2 protein-coding genes and 1 pseudogene are annotated in these 2,215 nt (G+C 75.9%); all 3 read left to right on the top strand.

The features are described 5' to 3' along the window. A pseudogene (locus tag AC0CYZ_RS17370) lies at positions 1-575 on the top strand (hypothetical protein); the annotation flags it as partial. 105 nt (positions 576-680) lie between these two features. Beyond that, a complete protein-coding gene (locus AC0CYZ_RS17365; RefSeq protein ID WP_472217551.1) occupies positions 681-935 on the top strand; it encodes a hypothetical protein in 255 nt (84 codons plus the stop codon). Positions 936-998: 63 nt separating this feature from the next. Further along, complete coding sequence (locus tag AC0CYZ_RS17360; protein ID WP_472217550.1) at positions 999-2,012, top strand: patatin-like phospholipase family protein; 1,014 nt, start codon at positions 999-1,001, stop codon at positions 2,010-2,012. Positions 2,013-2,215 lie beyond the last annotated feature (203 nt).

Raw genomic sequence — 2,215 nt, 5'->3', positions numbered from 1 at the left:
CGTCCGGGTCGTCGGGCTCGTCGGTGGCCGGGCTCGTGGCGGTCGTGGCCGTCGTGGTCTTCGCACCCACTGCCCTGCTCGGGGCGTTCGCCTTCTGCCTCGGGGTCCCGCTCGTGGGGCGCGGCCCGACCGGACGCACCGACGTCGGCCTGGTGCACCTGCTCGGCGACGGTCCCTCGTGGTGGCTGGCGCCGCTGGTGGGGGCGATCGTCTGCGTGCTGGGCGGCATGGTCGCGGCGCTGCACGCCCCCTCCCCCGACGACGCCGTGCGCCGCGGCTGGGCGCTGGGCCCGGTGCTGGCCGCCGTCCTGGCCCTGCTCGCGGTGGTCACGGCGCTCTCGGCGGACCCGCTCGGCGTCGAGCTGGACCTCGCGCCCGCCGTGGTGCTGGGGCTGGGATGGGGCGCGGTCGGCGGGCTGCTGGGTGCGGTGATCGCGCCCGGGCTCCCGCCGGCCCTGCGCCAGGGCCGGCTGGGCGGCTCGCCGACCGGGCAGGTCGTGGGCGTGCTCGTCGTCGTCGGCTTCCTCGGGGCCGCACTCGTCATCGGGTTCGCCGCGGCGGCCGGCGGCGCCTGAGTTGCTCGTCCGATCGGGTGATGCTCGTAACGCTGGGGTGACCCACGGCGACGAACCGGGCGACACGCTTCGTCGGGGAGCGTCGAACGTTCCGGGGGGAACATCATGATCAGCACCGTCGCCATCGGCAGCGCCGCACTCGGAGCCTGGCTGGCCGCGCCCTTCGTCGCGATGGGCCGCCGGGGCACCGTCGACGACCGGACCCGCGCCGCGATGCGCGAGGAGGGTCTGCGCGTCCGGGCGATCCACCGGGCGCACCGGCGGGAGGCGCTCGTCGCCGCCGCCACCGTGACCATCCCCGCCCCCCGCGGCGCGGAGCACGACGCCCTGCCGCAGCGCAGCGTCCTCGTCGGGGTCTGAGCCGGGTGGGCGGCGCCGGTCGGACAGGCGCCGACCGCCGCTCCCGTGCGAGGCTCACCGGCCATGCGGGCTGACCTGGTTCTCGAGGGCGGCGGGGTCAAGGGGATCGGCCTCGCGGGGGCGGTCGCCGCGATCACCGACGCCGGCTACCGGCCCCAGCGCATCTCCGGGACCTCTGCGGGCGCCCTCGTCGGGGCCATCGCGGCGGCCGGGGCGCAGGGCACGGAGCTGGGCGACATCATGCGCCGGCTGGACTTCCACGCCGTCGCCGACCGGCGCGGGGTGGCCCGGCTGCCGCTGGTCGGGCCGGGCCTCGCGCTGGTCTCGGGAATGGGGCTCTACCGCGGCGAGTACCTGCTCGACTGGATCACCGACGAGCTCGCGGCGTTGGGGGTGCACACCTGGCGGGACCTGCGCCTCGACGACCCCGCGCTCCCGCCCGACCAGCGCTACCGCCTCGTCGTGACCTGCTCGGACCTCACCCTCGGGCAGCTCGTCCGCTTCCCGTGGGACTACCGCGGCGTGTACGGCCTCGACCCGGACTCCCAGCCCGTCGCCGACGCCGTCCGCGCCTCGATGGCGATCCCGTTCCTCTTCGAGCCCACGACGCTGACCCACGCCCATCCGGCGATGGTCTCCACGCTCGTCGACGGCGGGCTGCTCTCCAACTTCCCGATCGACTCGCTGGACCGCACCGACGGGGCCGCGCCGGCCTGGCCGACGTTCGGCGTAACGATCACGACGGCTCCGAAGCGGGGCATCGGCGACCGCGTCGCGCTCTTCCACAGCCGGATGTTCGACTGGCCGCAGCCCACCGCGCTGCGCCTGCTCGAACAGCTCCTGACCACGATGATCGTCGGCCGGGACCAGGCCTACCTCAACCGCCCGTGGGTGCGGGCGCGCACGATCCACGTGAGCGCCGGCGACGTCGGGCTGCTCGACTTCGGCATCACGCAACCGCGCCGGGACGCGCTCTACCAGCGCGGGTACGACGCGGCGTCGGCGTTCCTCGCGACGTTCGACTGGGACGCCTACCGGGAGCGGTTCCGCGGCGAGGTGCCCGCGGCACGGGAGTAGTCGTCGGGGCCCCGGCGACCACGGGGGCGCACCTACCGCGGCTGGTCGTCGGTGCGCAGGCCGAAGACCGTGAGCGGCTCGAGCCACGGCTCCGGGTCGCCCTCCCAGGCCCACGCCCGCATCTGGTCGACGCTGCGGCGGCTGAACACGCCGCGGAAGAACTCCCACGGCGCCACCTCCACCGACGCGACCGGCCCGTCCCC

It is taken from the genome of Actinomycetospora sp., assembly GCF_055612215.1.
The sequence above is the reverse complement of the archived record's forward strand: the minus strand, read 5'-3'. Positions and strand labels throughout refer to the sequence as shown.

Excerpts from the sequence above, each read along its gene's own strand:
- AC0CYZ_RS17365 (WP_472217551.1), top strand. The coding sequence starts at position 681 with ATGATCAGCACCGTCGCCATCGGCAGCGCCGCACTCGGAGCCTGGCTG.
- AC0CYZ_RS17360 (WP_472217550.1), top strand. The coding sequence starts at position 999 with ATGCGGGCTGACCTGGTTCTCGAGGGCGGCGGGGTCAAGGGGATCGGC.